19 protein-coding genes are annotated in these 15,614 nt (G+C 70.3%); 8 read left to right on the forward strand and 11 right to left on the reverse strand.

Going from position 1 to position 15,614, the window contains the following annotated elements; translation table 11 throughout:
* Position 1 precedes the first annotated feature (1 nt).
* Positions 2-2,191, forward strand: coding sequence for a (Fe-S)-binding protein (locus tag EAO78_RS13145; protein ID WP_122106299.1), 2,190 nt, complete (start codon positions 2-4; stop codon positions 2,189-2,191).
* A gap of 96 nt (positions 2,192-2,287) precedes the next feature.
* Here the strand turns inward: EAO78_RS13145 and EAO78_RS13150 are convergent, their stop codons facing one another.
* Positions 2,288-2,590, reverse strand: coding sequence for a DUF7853 family protein (locus EAO78_RS13150; protein WP_122106300.1), 303 nt, complete (start codon positions 2,588-2,590; stop codon positions 2,288-2,290).
* Between the two features lie 81 nt (positions 2,591-2,671).
* Between EAO78_RS13150 and EAO78_RS13155 the strand changes: the two genes are divergently transcribed.
* The 4 genes from EAO78_RS13155 to EAO78_RS13170 all read left to right on the forward strand — a co-directional run bounded on the left by EAO78_RS13155 (position 2,672) and on the right by EAO78_RS13170 (position 4,744).
* Positions 2,672-3,055: an ArsR/SmtB family transcription factor gene (locus tag EAO78_RS13155; RefSeq protein WP_122106301.1), complete on the forward strand. Its 384-nt coding sequence runs from the start codon at positions 2,672-2,674 to the stop codon at positions 3,053-3,055.
* The gene (locus EAO78_RS13160; protein ID WP_122106302.1) at positions 3,052-3,330 is read left to right on the forward strand and encodes a DUF7521 family protein; all 279 of its coding nucleotides are present in this window, start codon (positions 3,052-3,054) and stop codon (positions 3,328-3,330) included. The genes EAO78_RS13155 and EAO78_RS13160 overlap by 4 nt, the downstream gene beginning before the upstream one ends.
* 99 nt (positions 3,331-3,429) lie before the next feature.
* Positions 3,430-4,134, forward strand: a complete 705-nt coding sequence (locus EAO78_RS13165; RefSeq protein WP_122106303.1) for a helix-turn-helix domain-containing protein — start codon at positions 3,430-3,432, stop codon at positions 4,132-4,134.
* 61 nt (positions 4,135-4,195) lie between these two features.
* The gene (locus EAO78_RS13170) at positions 4,196-4,744 is read left to right on the forward strand and encodes a DUF1684 domain-containing protein (protein ID WP_122106304.1); all 549 of its coding nucleotides are present in this window, start codon (positions 4,196-4,198) and stop codon (positions 4,742-4,744) included.
* Between the two features lie 242 nt (positions 4,745-4,986).
* On the opposite strand, the gene EAO78_RS13175 is transcribed toward EAO78_RS13170, so the two are convergent.
* The 10 genes from EAO78_RS13175 to EAO78_RS13220 form a co-directional block, all read right to left on the reverse strand.
* Positions 4,987-5,814, reverse strand: a complete 828-nt coding sequence (locus EAO78_RS13175) for an HpcH/HpaI aldolase family protein (protein WP_122106305.1) — start codon at positions 5,812-5,814, stop codon at positions 4,987-4,989.
* A gap of 135 nt (positions 5,815-5,949) precedes the next feature.
* On the reverse strand, positions 5,950-6,216 hold the full coding sequence (locus EAO78_RS13180) for an elongation factor 1-beta (protein WP_122106306.1): 267 nt from the start codon (positions 6,214-6,216) through the stop codon (positions 5,950-5,952).
* A 1-nt stretch (position 6,217) separates the two neighbouring features.
* Positions 6,218-6,397 carry an HVO_2753 family zinc finger protein gene (locus tag EAO78_RS13185; protein WP_122106307.1) on the reverse strand — a complete coding sequence of 60 codons (180 nt, stop codon included), beginning with the start codon at positions 6,395-6,397 and terminating at the stop codon, positions 6,218-6,220.
* 111 nt (positions 6,398-6,508) lie between these two features.
* Positions 6,509-7,744, reverse strand: coding sequence for a tripartite tricarboxylate transporter permease (locus tag EAO78_RS13190; protein WP_122106308.1), 1,236 nt, complete (start codon positions 7,742-7,744; stop codon positions 6,509-6,511).
* Between the two features lie 79 nt (positions 7,745-7,823).
* Positions 7,824-8,018 (reverse strand): 30S ribosomal protein S17e, encoded by a 195-nt coding sequence (locus EAO78_RS13195; protein ID WP_112077531.1) that lies wholly within the window; start codon positions 8,016-8,018, stop codon positions 7,824-7,826.
* A 131-nt stretch (positions 8,019-8,149) separates the two neighbouring features.
* On the reverse strand, positions 8,150-8,800 hold the full coding sequence (locus tag EAO78_RS13200; protein WP_122106309.1) for a DUF447 domain-containing protein: 651 nt from the start codon (positions 8,798-8,800) through the stop codon (positions 8,150-8,152).
* 2 nt (positions 8,801-8,802) lie between these two features.
* Entirely contained in the window at positions 8,803-9,843 is a 1,041-nt protein-coding gene (locus tag EAO78_RS13205; protein ID WP_122106310.1) for a triphosphoribosyl-dephospho-CoA synthase, read from the reverse strand.
* The gene (locus EAO78_RS13210; protein ID WP_238987697.1) at positions 9,840-10,697 is read right to left on the reverse strand and encodes a tRNA-dihydrouridine synthase; all 858 of its coding nucleotides are present in this window, start codon (positions 10,695-10,697) and stop codon (positions 9,840-9,842) included. Before EAO78_RS13210 ends, EAO78_RS13205 begins: the two co-directional genes overlap by 4 nt.
* Positions 10,694-11,689: a 2-phospho-L-lactate transferase gene (cofD, locus tag EAO78_RS13215; protein WP_122106311.1), complete on the reverse strand. Its 996-nt coding sequence runs from the start codon at positions 11,687-11,689 to the stop codon at positions 10,694-10,696. Before cofD ends, EAO78_RS13210 begins: the two co-directional genes overlap by 4 nt.
* Before the next feature lie 224 nt (positions 11,690-11,913).
* Positions 11,914-12,807 (reverse strand): isoaspartyl peptidase/L-asparaginase, encoded by an 894-nt coding sequence (locus tag EAO78_RS13220; RefSeq protein ID WP_122106312.1) that lies wholly within the window; start codon positions 12,805-12,807, stop codon positions 11,914-11,916.
* Between the two features lie 160 nt (positions 12,808-12,967).
* Between EAO78_RS13220 and EAO78_RS13225 the strand changes: the two genes are divergently transcribed.
* The 3 genes from EAO78_RS13225 (at position 12,968) to EAO78_RS18615 (ending at position 15,605) form a co-directional block, all read left to right on the forward strand.
* Entirely contained in the window at positions 12,968-13,888 is a 921-nt protein-coding gene (locus EAO78_RS13225; protein WP_238987698.1) for a glycosyltransferase, read from the forward strand.
* Positions 13,889-14,015: 127 nt separating this feature from the next.
* Complete coding sequence (gene icd, locus EAO78_RS13230) at positions 14,016-15,278, forward strand: isocitrate dehydrogenase (NADP(+)) (RefSeq protein ID WP_122106313.1); 1,263 nt, start codon at positions 14,016-14,018, stop codon at positions 15,276-15,278.
* 192 nt (positions 15,279-15,470) lie between these two features.
* A complete protein-coding gene (locus tag EAO78_RS18615) occupies positions 15,471-15,605 on the forward strand; it encodes a hypothetical protein (RefSeq protein ID WP_275263203.1) in 135 nt (44 codons plus the stop codon).
* Positions 15,606-15,614: the final 9 nt, after the last annotated feature.

Below are 15,614 nucleotides of genomic sequence, written 5' to 3' on the forward strand. Positions count from 1 at the left end.
CATGACTGCGCTGCAGACGGCCACCCGCGAGACGTTCTGGACGATCGGTCCAGTCGGGAAGGCCGCGTTCTACTGGCTCGCCGCGGTGGCGATCCTCGCGTTCCTCTATGGCGTGTACGCCCGATTCGCGGCGTACGCACGGGGACGGGAGGACCCGCGTGACCGGCTCTCGAACCTCCCCGGCCGCGTCGCCTCCGCGACGCGGACGGTCCTCTCGAACGAGAACCAGTTCGACGGGGACGCGTACGCGGGCGTGATGCACACGTTCGTGCTCTGGGGCTTTCTCGTCCTGCTCGTCGCCACGACGATCCTCGGGTTCGACATCGACGTCTACCGCCCGCTCGCCGGCGAGTCCTTCTGGGTCGGCGACTTCTATCTGGTCTACCAGTTCGCCGTCGACGCGTTCGGCCTGCTGTTCGTCGTCGGCGTCGGGATGGCGATGTACCGGCGTTACCGGGAGCGGGAGGGGCGGCTGTGGGGTAAACACACCTCGCTCGAGGACGACGCGTTCGTCTGGACGCTGTTCCTGCTCGGCGTCGGCGGGTTCGTCCTCCAAGCGATCGGCATCGTCGGCCAGCCGGCCCGCGCGAACGAGACGGTGAGCTTCGTCGGCATGGCGATGGCCGCGGCGTTCGAGGCGGCGGGGCTAACGACTGCCGGCGCGGAGGCGATATACGGCGTCGTCTGGTGGAGCCACTCGCTTCTGGCGTTCGCGTTCGTCGCGTGGATCCCGTACGCGAAGCCGTTCCACATGATCTCCTCGTTCGCGAACGTCGTCGTCCGCGACGACACGGCCGGCGCGCGGCTCCCGAACGTCCCCGCCGACCTCGATCACACCAACGCCGAGTCCCTCGAGGACTTCACCTGGAAGGAGCTGATGGACGGCGACGCCTGCACCAAGTGCGGGCGGTGTACCGACGCCTGTCCGGCCGACACCGTCGGGCGAAACCTCGACCCGCGCGACGTGATACTCGATCTCAAGGCGTACCGCGAGTCCGTGGTCGACGACCCGGTCGCGGGGAGACGCGACGGCTCGGCGGTCGCGACCGACGGCGGCGTGGGAAGCTCCGTCGCCGCCAGCGACGGCGGCACCGTCCCCATCGTCGCCGACGAGGGCGGCGTGATCGCGAGCGAATCGATGGAGTCGTGTATGTCCTGTATGGCGTGTATGGACGCCTGTCCCGTCGACATCGAGCACCTCACCTCGTTCACGCGCATGAACCGCCAGCTGGTCGACGAGGGCGCGGTCGACTCGAACCTCCAGGACGTCTTTCAGGACGTGATGGGGAAGGGGAACACCTTCGGCGAGCCGCAGTCGAACCGGGGCGACTGGACCGACGACCTCGAGTTCACGGTCGACGACGCCCGCGAGACGGAGGTGGAGTACCTCTGGTACGTGGGCGACTACCCGAGCTTCGACGACCGGAACGAGAAGGTCGCGCGGGCGCTCGCACGACTGTTCGAGGAGGCGGGCGTCGAGTTCGGCATCCTGTTCGACGACGAGAAGAACGACGGCAACGACGTCCGTCGGATCGGCGAGGAGTTCCTCTACCTCGAGCTCGCCGGCCATCACGTCGAGACGTTCGCGGACTGCGAGTTCGAGCGGATCGTCTGTACGGACCCGCACTCCTATAACACGATGAAAAACGAGTATCCCGAGGTCGACTTCGCGGAGTTCGCCGACGACCCGATGATGCCGTTCGACCGCGAGGAGCCGTGGAATCCGGAGGGGGAAATAGACGTCCTCCACTGGACGCAGGTGGTCGAGGAGCTGGTCGCCGAGGGACGGCTCGGCCTCTCGGGCGACGAGCTCGACTACACCGTCACCTACCACGACCCCTGTCACCTCGGCCGGTACAACGACGAGTACGAGGCTCCCCGAGAGCTGATCCGTGCGACCGGCGCGGAGCTGTACGAGATGCCTCGGTCACGGTCGGACTCGTTCTGTTGTGGCGGCGGCGGCGGCGGGCTCTGGACCGAACACGACGAGGAGGTAAAACCGAGCGAGGAGCGGCTTCGCGAGGCGGTCGAGGACACCGACGCGGGCGACGCGATAGAGAAGTTCGTCGTCGCCTGCCCGATGTGTACGACCATGTTCGAGGACGGCCGGAAGACCGGCGGATTCGAGGAGGACGTCGAGATCGTCGACGTGGCGGAGCTCCTGATCGAGGCGATGGAAGCGGGCTCGTGACGGGACGAGTGGAAGCGGACTCGTAGTGGGACGAACGGAGGGGCGTCGCTGACCGAGGGAACGGAGCTGACGGATGAGGCGGAGGAGACGGAGAGTTCAGGCGCGTCGGGGAGCCGAATCGACGGCGTCGTCGGTCCGGCGAAGCAGCGCGCGGCCCGGAGCCCGGTCGCGGACGGGCGCGTCGCCGAGGTAGTCGACGAGCGCGTCCCGCAACAGCGCCGTACCGTCCGCGTCGAGTTCGTCCCCGCGTTCGATGTGGGCGAGCGGACGACGGTACGGGGAGGCGTCCCCGCCGTCGTCCACGGCGCGCTCACAGGCGTCGAGCAGCGCCGCGTGCGCGACCCACGCCTCCTCGCGGGAGAGCGTCAAGTCGATCGCGTCGGTCCTCCGAGAGGGCATTCACCTGGGTTCTCCAGAGGGAGGGTCTTAAAAGTATGCCCGAGTTTCATACTTTAAGAGTCGGCGCACGAAAGCGCCGGTATGGTGCGGGATCCGTCGCACGAGGAGGACCCACCCGACGTCGCCGAGGTGCTCGACGCGCTGGCCGACGAGGCCGCGCGGCGGATCGTCGCCGCACTCTCGGAGCCGAAGACGGCGAGCGAACTCTCCGAGGAGTGCGAGATCCCGCTCTCGACGACGTACCGAAAACTGGAGAAGCTCACCGACGCGTCCCTGTTGAACGAGTCGACCGACATTCGGCGTGACGGCCAGCACACGACGCGCTACTCCGTCGCGTTCGAGGAGGTCGTCGTCTCGATAGACGGGGAGGACGGGCGCGAGCTGGCCGTCGAGTTCGAGCGTCCCGAGCCGACGCGAGACGAACGGCTGGCCGACCTCTGGTCCGAGCTTCGCGAGGAAACATGACAACGCACATCGACCTGACGATAATCGTGGCAAAGACCGCCATCCTGGTACTGGGTGGCATGATCACCTACTACGCGCTCCGGGCGTACGAGCGAACCGGCGATCCCTCGTTGCGGGCGCTCGGGATCGGGTTCGGCGTGATCACTGTCGGGGCGTTGATCGCCGGCGTCTCCCACCAGTTCATCGGCGCGGACCTCGCGGTGGGGATCGCGATCGACAGCCTGCTGACGGCCGCCGGATTCGCGGTGATCGTCTACTCGCTGTACCTGGAATAGCGCGGTGCGGGCGGTCGCTCGTCGGTGCTTCGCCGTCGGAAACGACCAACGGTGGCCGAACGGTAGCCTTTTGCGGGCTTCACGCATGGGATCGGACGAATGAGCGAGGCCGCACGCGAGGAGCTCTCCCGCCGGATCGCCGGCGAGATAACGCTGAGCGACGATCCGGGAGCGACGCTCCGGAAGTGGCGGACCGACTTCGACGTCTCACAGACGGAGCTGGCCGACCAGCTCGGCGTGTCCTCCTCCGTGGTCTCCGACTACGAGAGCGGCCGCCGGGAGAGCCCCGGGATCGGCGTGGTCCGGCGGACCGTCGAGGGACTGCTCGACATCGACGAGCGTCGGGGTGGCGGCCGGCTGCGCCAGTACGCTCGCGTCCTCTCGGCGGGGTTCGAGAGCGACATCGTCCACGACCTCCGCGAGTACGACACCGCGGTGCCGCTCGAGGACTTCTACGAGGCGATGGGCGCGACCGAGGTCGTCCGCGGCGACCGCGACCGCGTCAACGGCCACACCGTGATCGACTCCATCCAGGCGATCACCCGCCTGTCGAGCGAGGAGTTCTACCGGCTGTACGGCCAGTCTACCAACCGCGCGCTCGTGTTCACGCGGGTCACCCGTGGAGAATCGCCGCTCGTCGCGATGCGCGTCGTCAGCCCGACCCCGAACGCGGTCGTCCTCCACGGGATCGACGCCGACGACCTCTGGGAGCACGCCGGCGACCTCGCCCGCGTGGACGGCTTCTCGCTCGCGACCTCCACGCGCGATCTCGATGCGTGTCTGGCGGACCTCCGGGAGCTGTGAGTTTCGAGGACACGAAGCCGCAATCGCGGCCCTGAAGCCGCTGGCGCGTCTCGATACGGTCATGAGCGACCAGGCATACGCCGACCGGCTCGCCGCCAACCGTCGGGAGAAGGACGAGTTCTTCGCCGAGCACCCGCAGTCGCCGATCCCGCCGGAACATCGCGAGGAGTTCGACGGGCTCGCGTACTTCTCGCCCGGCCCCGACTACCGCGTCGAGGCGACGGTGACCGTCCACGACGAGCCCGAGCCCGTGGAGATGGAGACGACCGCGAGCAACCCGGTCCGGTACCTGCGGATCGCGACCTTCGAGTTCGAACTCGCCGGCGAGACGTACACCCTCGCCGGGTACCGCCAGGAGGGAGAGGAGGGGGCGATCTTCGTCCCGTTCCGGGACAAGACCACGGGCCAACAGACGTACCACCAGGGACGGTACATGGAGCTGGAGCCGGACGACGAACTCGAGGACGGCGACGTCGTCACGGTCGATTTCAACCTCGCGTACAACCCCTTCTGTGCGTACAGCGAGACGTTCGCGTGTCCGCTTCCGCCCGAGGAGAACTGGCTGGAGACGGTGGTTCCCGCCGGCGAGCGGGCACCGGATCTCGAGTAAAAAACGGGCGCGCCCGGGAGCGGACCGTCGGTCCGCGACCGGAACGCGAGGGAGTCGCTGGCGCGGAACTGCGCCAGCGACGAGGCTGGGGAGGCGTGAGGTGCGGCGTGGTCGCGGTGCGGGGCGGTATCGGTACGCCCGGCGACTCGAAGTCGACGCCGAACTCGGGAGCGACACCGAGACCGATCCGTCTCGGCACGCGACCTGAAAACGACCCGATTCGAAAACGGTCTGACCGGACTCTACAACTGCGTTTCGAACCGCTCTGTTGCCCGATCGGCTCCAGCCGACAGGAAGCCGATGTCCGTCCCCGCGATCAGGTAGTCGTAGCCCGCGTCGACCCACCGGTCGACCAGTTCGTCTCTCGTCGCCAGCGTCCCCACCGGTACCCCCTCGTCGTTCGCGGCGGCGATCGTCGCCTCGATCGCGTCCGTGAACGCGGGGTCGTCGTACTCGCCGAACCGCCCGAGCGACGCCGAGAGGTCGGCGGGGCCGACGAACAGCGCGTCGATCCCGGGCACCGCCGCGATCTCGCCGGCCGACTCGACCGCCCGCGGCGTCTCGATCTGGGCGATAACCGCGATGTCGTCGGCCCCGCTCCGAAGGTACTCGTCCAGCCGACGGCCGAAGTCGGACGCCCGGCTGCCGGCGACGCCCCGTCGGCCGCGGTAGCCGTCGGCGTCGACGCGTTCTTCCGGGTCGTCCTCTCCATCCTCCCCGACCTCCCCGACCTGCGGCGGATACCGACACAGCTCGACGAGCTCGCGGGCCGCCCCCGACGAGTCGATCTGCGGGGCCATGATCGCCGACGGGCCCGCGTCGAGCACGCGCTTGATCCGGGCCGGTTCCGCATCGGCGACGCGCACCAGCGCCTCCGTGTCGCCGGGGGCCGACTCGATCGCCCGGAGCATGTCCTCGACGTCCCCCGCCGTGGCCGCCGAGTGTTCGGTGTCGACGGTCACGAAGTCGAAGTCGGCCGTCGCCAGCGCCTCCGCGACGCCCGGCGAGGGCAACGCACACCAGCCGCCGACCGGACGGTCCCCCTCCACGAGCTTCCGTTTCAGGTCCATACGCCACGTTCGCGAACGGGATACAAAAGCGCCGGTGCGTCGGCCATCGCCGAGGGGGTTTTCGCGGGCCGAACCAACGGATAGCGGTATGTCGCGGACGGACTCGAAAGAAACGGGATCGGCGGGAGACCCGAACTACAGCCGGCCGACGTTCTCGACGGCGACGGACTCGACGTCCTCGACCTCGGCGAACGCCTCCTCGACGGCCTCGGTACCGCCCGCGTCGTCGGGGACGATCACGGTGGGGAGCAGCGCGACGAGCCCGAAGGCGACGTCGTCGCGCTCGAAGCCGCGGATGCGCGCACCCTGCGGGAGGGCCGCCTCGAGCTCGTCCTGAAGCTCGTCGAGGTCGACCTCGGGGCTGTTCGGCATGACCTTGATCTTGGCGGCGACGTCCCCCATCTCAGGGCCCCCGGAAGCCGCAGTCATGGCACTCGTAGAGGTTGCTCTGCTTCCGGCACTTCGCACACCGGTGGATCGTCGCGCCACAGTCCGGGCAGGCGAACCGCGCGGCGTTCATCCCGGACACCTGGATGCCACAGGAGACACACTGCTTCGTGCCCCGGCTTTCGGTATCGCTCATACCAGTTCTCACCGGCGCGTGACGTTTAACCGTTGTTCTTTGCCCTCGCACTGGGGTCGTTCGTGACCGCGAGCTCGGCAACCGACCGCTCCGGACCGCCGCCTCGACCGGTCACCCCAGCATCAACGGTCCGATCAACACGCCCATCAGGTGGACGCGCCGCGCGCCGAGCCGCGGCGGGACGAGGCCGAGAAGCGCGGCGACGACGAAGACTCCGACGCCGAACGCGCCGGCGAACGCGTAGGAAACGAGACAGAGCAGACAGAGGACGCCGACCGAGAGCCGGGTGTAGTCGGCGCTCCCGACCACGCGCAGGTACGCGTCGCCGACGAGGAGGACGAGCGCGAACCCGCAGGCCGCCGCGGTGGCGCAGGCGACGAGGAGGATCGGCAACGCGAGCGGCACCTCGGCGCGATCGATGGCGACGGTGACGCCGGTCCGCGGCGTGCCGAGCGCGACGAGCGCGAACAGAGCAAACACGGTGTTGGCGGTGTTAGCCCCGCTCGTGGCGACGATGAACCCGCGGTCCGCCTCGCTCCGCGGGACCGCGGGCAACGCCGCGACCGAGGCGATCGCCGCCGAGATCCCCGGAACGTAGCCGACGACCGCGCCGGCGAGCGACCCCGCGGTCGCGCTGACGCCGAGGTCGCGCTTTTCCATCGTGATTCGGGCGTCCGACTGCGGGGGAACGCCCTCCCCGCCGAGCGCGTCGACGAGGACCGGCGCGCCGAACAGTCCGGCGAAAAGCGGGGCGAGCACGCCGCCCACGTCCAGCGGTGCGGACGGGTCGACGTCGAGGGTGGCCACGCCGAGCGCGGCGCTCGCGAGGAAGGCGACGAGTCCCCCGACGGCGGCCCGCCTCGAGGACTCGGTGACGACGAGAAAGACGACGACGCCCGCGAGTACCAGCGGGAGATGTGCCCGGACGGTCGGATAGCCACGCGCCATGAGCCAGGTGATCGGGAGCGCGAGCGGCACCGCCAGCGCGACCGCGAGCCCCGAGCCGACGGCCGAAAGTCGGATCGCCTCGCGGCCGCGGCCGGCGATCACGAGTCGATGGCCCGGCAACGCGGCGACCGCGGTCGCGGCGTCGGGCACCCCGAGGGCGAGCGCGGGGACGATGTCGAGAAACGAGTGGACGACCCCCGCACCGAGCATGGCGACGCCGACGAGGAGGGGGTCGGCGGGGATCGACGGGGCGAGCCCGGCGAGCAACAGCGCGAAGTTGTTCGCGTGGAGTCCGGGAACCAGCCCGCTCGCGGTCCCGAGCGCCGCGCCACAGAGGAGGAACGCGAGCGCCGCTCCGGCGAAGGTCGGATCGACCACCGGCCGGACGAGTGCGTCCATCCTGACGGGGTGGCCGCGGCTTGCGATATAAACGTGTGCCGGGGTGTCCAGTCGTCGACCGAACGTCGAGGTCGGAAAATCAGGCCGAAGCGGCCGCCTGCGACTTCTTCTGGGTGATGTATCCGGCGATTCGGTTGCGGACGCCCTTCGACTCGACGGTCGTCAGCGCGGAGACGCTCTCCTTGTTCGTCTCGAAGTCGGTGTTGAACGACTCGGGATATCGCTCCAGGAGGACGTTCGCGAGCTGTTTGATGTACTTGGGCTTGATGGCCATACCGAGCGATACCGGCGGGCCGAACTAAAAGGGTTCGTTCCCGTGCGAGCGGCTGTACGGGAGGATCGCGCCGCCGGAGGACTCGGATGGCGGTTCACGACGATCGGATGCCTCGCGGCGATTCGAACAGATCACGACGAGTCGGGCGAGTCGCCCTCCGCGACGTCGACGACGTCGAGCCCGCACTCCGCCGCGAGGGCCCGCCAACCGGTCGCCTCGTCGATCCGGACGAACGCCTCCCGCTCGGCCGGGCCGCCACAGCGGTCGACGACGTCGGCGAAGTACCCTAGCCGGTCGAGTAGCCCGGCCGTGTCGTAGCCGGGGACGTCGAGCCGCGAGGCGGCCACCGTGGCGTCGACGACCGCGCCGAACCCCCGGTTGATCGTCGGCACTCGCTCGGAGACTACCTCGCTCTCGACGGGCTCGAGCGCCCAGGTACGCACGGTGGTGTCTCCTCGCACCTCGCTGTCGATCGTCTCGACGCGCACCTCGACCCAGGCGTCCGCACCCGGGAGGACGGGTTCGGGCTCCTCCCGAACCGTGAGCGCCGCGTCGACGAACTCGCGCGGATCGGCGGTGAACTGGACCACGCCGCCGCCGCGCTCGGTGAAGTTCCGCCAGGTCCGGGTCCGGCCGTACGTCCTGGCGGTAACGGGGGCGTCGGGCGCGTCGGGCGCGTGGAGCCCGAGCGCGGCGACGTTCCACCGGTCGTTGGGTCCGAGGGTGGCGACGACGGACTCCGTGACTCCGCGGAGATCGACCGGCCAGCCGTCGGGAGTCATCGTCAGGGATCCACCCCGTTTCCGTCTCCGTCGCTCCCGTCTCCGTCGCTTCCGTCCAGCCTCGCCCCGCGCCGCAGCGCGACGTACAGCGCCGCGCAGGAGAGGTCCGCCGTCGTCCCCGGGTTGATCCCGCGGTCGACGAACGACGCCGCCAGTTCCTCGGCCGCGCCGAGGTCGATCGCGTGGATCGCGTCGGCGTCGGGGGTGAAGTCGACGGTGTGGTCGTCTCGAGGGGCGTCCGCGCGATCGAGGTCCCGATCGGCATCCGGGTCGCGGTCGACACCCGAAACGATCGCGCGTGCCGTCGCACTCGCCTCGCGCGCGACCTCCGGGCCGTGAGCCGTCGCGACGAGCGTGTCGGGCTCGGCCGCGAGCAGGCCGAGGAAGGCCCTCGCGGTCCGGTCGGTCAGCGGTCCCTCGTCGGCGCGGATCCACTCGGCGGCGCGAAACGTCCGCGGGAATCCCTCGACCCACTCCTGTGAGTTGCGGTCGGGGACGCGGTCGCCGGTCCCGCCGTCCACCGCCTCGTCGACGGTCGCGGACGCGGCCATCACGTCACGGAGCGTGAACCCGCGTTCCCGGAGGGACGGCTCGGCGTCGGCCCCGCGGCGGACGTCGAGCGCCTCGGCGTCCTCGGGTGGATCCCCGACCGCGACGTCGACATGCTCGAACGCGCGGTAGAACGCGACCGCGTCGTCGACGGTGGTACCCCGAGTCACCCGGTCGAGTCCGTCCGGCGAGAGGTCGCCGTTCCGGGTCGCACGGAGGAGCGGAACGAGAAGCAGGAGACACCCGAACTGTGTGTTCGTCCCCGCTCGATCGGCCATCCCGGCGACCGCCCGCTCGAAGGCGTGGCCGACCGCCGCGCCGCGAGCCGCACGCTCGAGTCCCTCGCGGGCCCCGACCGCCCCGCCGAGGAACGACTCGAACCGGAGGTCCGCGAGGTCACGGCGGCGATCGACGTTCCCCGGCTTCGGCGTCCCCGCGACCTCGAGGAGGAGCGCGAGGGTCGCGTCGTCCGCGGGGGCGTGCGGCGGACTCACGGCGAGACCCCCCGATCGTCGGAGCGAACGAACAGCTCTCCCTCACGCCAGTCCGCGACCGCGTCCGCGACCCGGGAGAGGACCTGCGGGTCGTCGCTCGGCCGGCCGACGCTCACCGCGTCGGCCCCGTACTCGGCGTACTCGAGAACCGTCCCTCGGTCCCTGACGCCGTTGTTGGCGACGACCGTCGAGGTAGCGGTTTCGTTCGGATCGGCGTCCCGACCCGCGGAACGAACCGCCTCCGCGACCTCGGCGACGACCGCCTCCGAGTCCATCGCGTCGACGTGGATCCAGTCCGCGCCCGCGGCCGCGACCGCGCCGGCGACTTCGGGGAGGTCGACGCCCTCGACCTCCGTGCGGACCTTCACGCTCGTCGTCGCGCCCGTCTCGGCCGCGGCCGCGACGTACTCGGCGAGCCGCTCGCGGTCCGCGAGCAGGGTCTCCCCGCAGCCGGCCGCACGGAGTTCCGGCTGCCGGCAGTGGGCGTTGATCTCACAGACCGCCTCGCGGTCGGCACAGACCGCGGCCGCCTCGCGGACCGGCTCGACCGTCGCGCTCCGAACGTTGACGCCGGGGCGAACCGGCGCGTCCGCGAGGCTCCGGAGCTGCCGGTCGATCCACGTGATCGGATCGTCGGGGAGGAACTCGGAGCGCCCGCGGTCGACGAGGTCGCGGGCGGCCTCGCGGCTCGCCGGGTCGAGCGCGATCCCGCCCAGCACCGCGCAGTCGACGTGATCGCCGGCCGCGCGCGCCCACGACGCGTCCGACTCGCCGCTGAGGCTGGCGGCGACGAGGAACGGCTCCGCCGGGGCCGCCGACTTCGCCGGGGGCGACGGGGCCGACGAGGGGATCACGACACCGCCTCCAGCGCGTTCCCGCACGCGCGGGCGACGCGCTCGGCGTCGTCGACGTCGTCGAGACGGGTGTCGGTCCGCTCGACGTGACGGTCGGGCTCGGTCGGGTCGTCGTCGTCGAGGACGAACGCGTCCGCGAACGGGTAGGCGTCGACGACGCCCGCGGTCGACGGCTCGAGCCCGACCCCTGCCATCAGCTCGGCGGCGGGCCCGGAGAACACCTCGTCGCCGACGAACGGCGAGACCGCGACGACGGGCGTCGCCTCCAGCGCCGCCTCGATCCCGGATACCGCGAGCATCGGCCCGATGCTCGTCACCGGGTTCGAGGGGCCGATCACCACCGGCTCCGCGAGGGCCGAACGGACCTCGTCGGTCGGCTCGGCCGCGTCCGCGCCGCGGAACTCCACGTCGGCGACCGCCGGCTCGCCGCGGCGGGCGACCCAGTACCCCTGGAAGTGGAGCGTCTCGCCCGCCTCCGTGTGAACCAGCGTCGCGACCGGGTCGTCGGACATCGGCAGCAGGTCGACCGCGAGGCCGAACGCGTCCGCCAGGGTCCCGATGACCTCGGTGAGCGTGTGGCCCTCGTCGAGGAGCCCAGTTCGCGTGAGGTGGACCGCCCGGTCGCGGTCGCCGATCTCCATGAACTCCGCGACGCCCGAGAAGCGTCGCCAGCGAGCGATCGCACGCCCCGCGGTCTGGGCGTCGTCGTCGAGATACCGCGGGCCGTCCTCGAATCCCGCCGCCGCCGCGAGCCGGGAGAGTTCGTCGTGGGTCTCGGTGGTGTCGCCGTCGATCCCCCACCAGCGCTCCCGGTCGAGGACGTCGCCCCCGGCGAACAGCACGGTGTCGACGTCCGGGCAGACGAGGTGGCCGCCGAGCTCGACGTCGTCGCCCGTGTTGGCGACGACCGTCACGTCGTCGAGGTCCCAGCGGGCGCTCGCGCCCTCGAGCAGTTTCGGCGTTCCCGTGCCGCCGGCGAGGAACGTAACCATACGCCCGCAAGGCGGGGGGCGGATTTGTATCCTCGGCTCCGCGGTCGGCGCGCGCGAACCGAGCGGCGGAGCCGCGAGTCGCGCGCGAGGGAGGCCGAGGTGACCCGCCAGCGGTTCCGGCGGGTCACCGAGGCCGAGGCTGGGGAGGCGTGAGGTGCGGTGTCGTCTGGCGTGGGGGGATCAACGGGACGCCGATACACCCGCCACGGAGAGGACCGAACCGCTCATTCCCTCGTCGCGACGCTCGTCTGCATCGCCTCGGTGTTGAACGCGCCGCCGACGCCGTCGGCATCACAGACGATCACGCCCGCGTCAGAGCCCGTCACCTCCTCGAAATCCGCCATCGCCCGGTCGGCCGCGGCCTCGGCGTCGAATCCCTCCTCGAGCAGACCGACCGCCCGACGGGTGAGCGTGACTCGAGTGATGTCCTCGCCGGCCCCGGTCGCGCTCGCGCCGCCGGCGTCCGTACAGAAGAAGCCCGAGCCGACCTGCGGGACGTCGCCGACGCGACCCGCGAGCGCGAACGAGCGCCCGCCGGTCGACGTCGCCGCCGCGAACGTCTCGCCGTCCGTCGCGACCGCGCCGACGGTGTCGTGGTCGGGGGCCGCGGAGTCGCCGCCGGAGCCACCATCGCCGCCGGACCCGAACCGCGTCTCCAACCACTCCAGGTGCTCGCTCGGAGTCCCCTCCGGCGGAGCCTCCGCCTCGTAGCGTTCCCGTTTCTCGTCGGTCAGGAGGTCGACGCCGGTCTCGACGCCGAAGTCGGCGGCGAGCTCGACCGCGTGATCGCCCGAGAGGAGGACGTGCGGGGTCTCCTCCATCACGACGCGTGCGGCCGACACCGCGTGTTCGACGCCCGCCATCGAACAGACCGCGCCGACGGCCCGGTCCGCGGTCATCACGCCTGCATCCGTGCGGACGACCCCGTCGGACTGGACCGCGCCGCCGACGCCCGCGTTGAACCGTGGGCTCGATTCGAGGATTCGGATCCCCTCCTCGACCGCGTCGAGCGGAGTGGCCGCGGCCGCACCGGCCTCGGCCGCCTCGTCGAGGACCGCCTGTCTCGGTTCGGGCTCGTCGGGAGCGCCGCCCGCGCCGCCGTGGAGTATCACGCGCATGGTCGACCCTCCGAGGGGGACCGTATAAGGCTCCGGAAAGCGGCGGTCCGGTGAGAGACGGTCGGGAGGGAGACAGTCCGGACGGCGGTCGGGAGGGCGACGGATTGCCCGCCCCGCGTCCGACCGCCGGTTTTTGTATCCGGCCGGCGAACCTCCGGCCGTGACCGATCCGCCGCCGACCTCCGTCCTCCTGCCGACCGTCCGCTGGACCGACGCCTGCGAGGAGGTCGCCGCGATGTTGGGAGCGGACGACGAACTCCTCGTGATCGCGGACGACGACGACGACCCCGTCTCCGACCGGCGAGGAGAGACGCCTGCAGGGGTCGAGATCGTGCTCGCCGGCGATCCGGACGGCTGTTCCGGGAAGGCGAACGCGATAGCGGCGGGAATGGCGGCGGCCGAGGGCGACCGGATCGTCTGGACGGACGACGACTTTCGTCACCCGCTGGACTGGCTCGAGCGCCTCCACGCCGACTACGAGCGGCAGGGGCCGACGACGGAGCTGCCGGTGTTCGTCGGCCGCGATCCGCTCGGCACCCTGCTCGAGCCCGCCTACCTCATCGGCGGGACGCTCGCGGTCGCCGCCGGCGGGATCGCGTGGGGCGGCGCGGTCGTCTTCGAGCGCGACGACCTCGACGAGGCCGCCTTCCGTGCGGACCTCGAGCGAACCGTCAGCGACGACGGGACCCTCTCGGAGCACCTCGAGGTGACGCCGGTGAAGCGGACGCGGGTCGTGCCCGCGGGCGGGTCGATCCGAACGTCGCTGGAGCGGTTCGTGCGCTTCCTGTGGATCGTCCGATACCACGCGCCCCGGGCGAGCGCGGTCAACGTCGTTCTGGCGGTCGCGTTCGCGACGCTGTGTCTCGCGGCGCCGATCCCGGCGATCGGATTCGTGACCCTGTTGTCCGGGACGACGTACGCGTGGGCGGGGCTTCGCCGGCCGACGTTCCTGCTCACGGGACCGGCCGCGATCGCGATGCCGGCGTTGATGGCGTACGCGTTCGCCTGCCGGACGTTCACTTGGGGCGGTCGACGGTATCGATGGGTACGGAAACACGACGTGCGGGTGTTTCCGGATTGACATCCTCCCCGCGCTGAAGCGCGAGGCTTTCTCCTCGATTCTCCGTAATTTCGCCGGACGGATGCGGTCCCGACGACGCTCGGAAAGCGGCAGGCACTTTACGGCGGTGTGAGAAGCGACGACCGTTATGAGCTACGACAAGATCGAAGTCCCCGACGACGGGGAGCGTATCACCCTAGTCGACGAGGAGACGGGAGAGCTGGACGTGCCGGAGAACCCGATCATCCCGATCCTCCACGGCGACGGCATCGGAACCGACGTCGGACCGGCCGCCCAGAAGGTGCTCGACGCCGCCGCGGAGGCGACCGGTCGCTCCATCGCGTGGATGCGCGTGTACGGCGGCGAGAGCGCCCGCGAGAAGTACGACGAGAACCTCCCCGACGACACCGTCGACGCGATCCGGGAGTTCCGCGTCGCGATCAAGGGCCCGATGACGACGCCGGTCGGCTCCGGCTTCCGCTCTCTGAACGTCGCGCTCCGGCAGACGCTCGACCTGTACGCGAACGTCCGCCCGACCTACCACCTCGACGGCGTCCCGTCGCCCGTCAAGAACCCCGAGGAGATGGACATGATCACCTTCCGGGAGAACACCGAGGACGTGTACGCCGGCATCGAGTGGGAGGCCGGCACCGACGAGGTCGAGCAGGTCCGGGAGTTCCTCGAGGAGGACATGGGCGTCGAGGACGTGCTCCACGACGGTCCCATCGGCATCGGCGTCAAACCCATCTCCGAGTTCGCCTCCAAGCGGCTCATCCGCGAGGCGTTCGACTACGCGCTCGCGAACGACCGTGACTCCGTCACCCTCGTCCACAAGGGCAACATCATGAAGTTCACCGAGGCCCAGTTCCGCGACTGGGGCTACGAGGTCGTCGAGGAGGAGTACGGCGACGAGTTCATCACCGAGGACGAGCTCTGGGACGAGCACGACGGCGAGCGGCCCGAGGACACGATCGTCGTGAAGGACCGCATCGCCGACAACATGCTCCAGCAGCTCCTCACCCGCACGAGCGACTACTCCGTCATCGCGACGATGAACCTCAACGGAGACTACATGTCCGACGCCGCCGGCGCACAGATCGGCGGGCTGGGAATCGCGCCCGGCGTCAACTACGGCCACGGCCGCGCGCTCGCCGAGCCCGTCCACGGCTCCGCGCCCAAGTACGCCGGCGAGGACAAGGTCAACCCGACCGCGATGATCCTCTCCGGCCGCGAGATGCTGGATTACCTCGGCTGGTCGGACGCCGCCGACCTGGTGCGTGACGCCGTCGAGGAGACCATCTCCTCCGGAAAGGTCACCTACGACCTCCACCGCCAGATCGAGGGCGGCGAGAAGCTCGCCACGAGCGAGTTCGCCGACACCGTCGTCGAGAACATCGAGAAACTGTCGTAGACAGGTTCTCCGGCCTCCGGCCGCCGGCCGGAGACATCGAAACGCTCGCGTAACGCGAGCCGACGTGAACCGCCACCGGTCGCCGGCGACGCCGACGTCGAAACACTCGGGACGTCCGATCTCCGGATCCCGAGTATCACCGCGGAGAATCGATCACTGTGTTTTAAATACGAATAGTGCCTAACTTCGGCAATGAAAGTCCAGTTCGAGTGCTCGTGTTCCGAGGAGATCTCCGAGTTCACTCGAGGACAGACGAGCCGGGGGGTTCACGTCGAGTGCGGCAACTGCGGGGCGATGTACGCGGTCACGATCACCGAACTCGAGTAACGTGCGGCG

The organism is Halobellus captivus (genome assembly GCF_003697845.1).
GTDB lineage: Archaea > Halobacteriota > Halobacteria > Halobacteriales > Haloferacaceae > Halorubrum > Halorubrum glutamatedens.

Coding starts and splice junctions, on each gene's coding strand:
- EAO78_RS13150 (WP_122106300.1), bottom strand. CDS start 2,590: ATGCCCTCTCGGAGGACCGACGCGATCGACTTGACGCTCTCCCGCGAG.
- EAO78_RS13155 (WP_122106301.1), top strand. CDS start 2,672: ATGGTGCGGGATCCGTCGCACGAGGAGGACCCACCCGACGTCGCCGAG.
- EAO78_RS13220 (WP_122106312.1), bottom strand. CDS start 12,807: ATGCGCGTGATACTCCACGGCGGCGCGGGCGGCGCTCCCGACGAGCCC.
- EAO78_RS13185 (WP_122106307.1), bottom strand. CDS start 6,397: ATGAGCGATACCGAAAGCCGGGGCACGAAGCAGTGTGTCTCCTGTGGC.
- EAO78_RS13175 (WP_122106305.1), bottom strand. CDS start 5,814: ATGGACCTGAAACGGAAGCTCGTGGAGGGGGACCGTCCGGTCGGCGGC.
- EAO78_RS13190 (WP_122106308.1), bottom strand. CDS start 7,744: ATGGACGCACTCGTCCGGCCGGTGGTCGATCCGACCTTCGCCGGAGCG.
- EAO78_RS18615 (WP_275263203.1), top strand. CDS start 15,471: ATGAAAGTCCAGTTCGAGTGCTCGTGTTCCGAGGAGATCTCCGAGTTC.
- EAO78_RS13200 (WP_122106309.1), bottom strand. CDS start 8,800: ATGACTCCCGACGGCTGGCCGGTCGATCTCCGCGGAGTCACGGAGTCC.
- EAO78_RS13165 (WP_122106303.1), top strand. CDS start 3,430: ATGAGCGAGGCCGCACGCGAGGAGCTCTCCCGCCGGATCGCCGGCGAG.
- EAO78_RS13170 (WP_122106304.1), top strand. CDS start 4,196: ATGAGCGACCAGGCATACGCCGACCGGCTCGCCGCCAACCGTCGGGAG.
- icd (WP_122106313.1), top strand. CDS start 14,016: ATGAGCTACGACAAGATCGAAGTCCCCGACGACGGGGAGCGTATCACC.
- cofD (WP_122106311.1), bottom strand. CDS start 11,689: ATGGTTACGTTCCTCGCCGGCGGCACGGGAACGCCGAAACTGCTCGAG.
- EAO78_RS13160 (WP_122106302.1), top strand. CDS start 3,052: ATGACAACGCACATCGACCTGACGATAATCGTGGCAAAGACCGCCATC.
- EAO78_RS13180 (WP_122106306.1), bottom strand. CDS start 6,216: ATGGGGGACGTCGCCGCCAAGATCAAGGTCATGCCGAACAGCCCCGAG.
- EAO78_RS13145 (WP_122106299.1), top strand. CDS start 2: ATGACTGCGCTGCAGACGGCCACCCGCGAGACGTTCTGGACGATCGGT.
- EAO78_RS13195 (WP_112077531.1), bottom strand. CDS start 8,018: ATGGCCATCAAGCCCAAGTACATCAAACAGCTCGCGAACGTCCTCCTG.